General features: G+C 72.4%; 1 protein-coding gene and 1 pseudogene. One reads left to right on the top strand and one right to left on the bottom strand.

Going from position 1 to position 1,152, the window contains the following annotated elements; translation table 11 throughout:
• Positions 1 to 21: 21 nt before the first annotated feature.
• Positions 22 to 477: an FKBP-type peptidyl-prolyl cis-trans isomerase gene (locus CH341_RS26960; protein ID WP_245431270.1), complete on the bottom strand. Its 456-nt coding sequence runs from the start codon at positions 475 to 477 to the stop codon at positions 22 to 24.
• Positions 478 to 780: 303 nt separating this feature from the next.
• Between CH341_RS26960 and CH341_RS35415 the strand changes: the two are divergent.
• Positions 781 to 1,152, top strand: a pseudogene (locus CH341_RS35415) (hypothetical protein); the annotation flags it as partial.

Raw genomic sequence — 1,152 nt, forward strand, 5'->3', positions numbered from 1 at the left:
CCGACGGGCGGGCGTATCGCCCTACTTCACGCCCAACAGCTCGACGTCGAAGATCAGCGTGGCGTTGGGCGGGATGACGCCGCCGGCGCCGCGGGCGCCGTAGCCGAGCTCGGGCGGGATCACCAGGGTGCGCTTGCCGCCGACCTTCATGGTCGAGACGCCCTCGTCCCAGCCCTTGATCACCCGGCCCATGCCGATCGGGAACTCGAAGGGCTGGCCGCGGTCGACCGAGGAGTCGAATTTCTTGCCCTTGGCGCCGTTCTCGGAGAGCCAGCCGGTGTAGTGCATCACGCAGGTCTGGCCGCGTGTCGGGCTGGCGCCGGTGCCGACCGTGACGTCGGTGATGGTCAGGCCTGATGGAGTGGTCATGGATTTCCCGGATTGTGCGTGAGCGGAGCGGACGAGGCCGGCCGAAGCGGCCGCGGCGACGACGAGGCCGAGGGCCGACAGGGCATTTCGGCGGGTCGGAACGGACATGCCTTCTCCTTGCAGGACGGTCGACGCGAGCGGACGCGAGGCGCCCGCCCCCGGACTTTTAGCCCGAACCGCCCGGCGCCGCACCCCGAAATTCCGCCGAAACCCGGCCGCGCCCGGTGCGTTGTCGAGACGTACGCACCGGATGACAACCGGCCGCAACAGGGACGATGGACGCAGCTATTTTGCCGGTTTCTTGCTGCGACACCAACGCATCGGTACGCGTCGGCGTCTAACCTGTTTCCGGTGCGTACGACCTCTTCTCCGCCGCCACGCCGCGGCGCCACCGCTCGCAGGGATCCCTCGGTGACGTGCCGAAACCCCTTCCGCCCGGGCCGCCTCGCGGCCGGCCTGCTCGGCGCGGCTCTCCTCGCCATCGGCGGGTTGTCCCCCGGTCCGGCCGGCGCCCAGGGCGTCGACCAGCGTTCGGTCACCGGCTCCCAGGCCGCCCCTGCGCCGCCCCCGCCCGGGCCCGCCCGCGCGACCCCGATCCCCACCGGCCCGCGCGCCGGGTATCCGACACCCCAGCAGCAGGCCGAGCGGCTGGAGCTGAACCGGCGCTGGCGCGGGTCCGCGCAGCCGATCCGCCCGCACCGCCCCGGCCGTCCCGCAGCGATTCACGCCACCGGCCGCATCGGGACGACAGGCCGAATCACGAGAGCACGACGAGGGGAAGCC

It is taken from the genome of Rhodoplanes roseus (assembly GCF_003258865.1).
Lineage (GTDB): Bacteria > Pseudomonadota > Alphaproteobacteria > Rhizobiales > Xanthobacteraceae > Rhodoplanes > Rhodoplanes roseus.

Bases quoted from the DNA above. Each gene is read 5' to 3' on its own strand.
- CH341_RS26960 (WP_245431270.1), bottom strand. From the start codon at position 477: ATGTCCGTTCCGACCCGCCGAAATGCCCTGTCGGCCCTCGGCCTCGTC.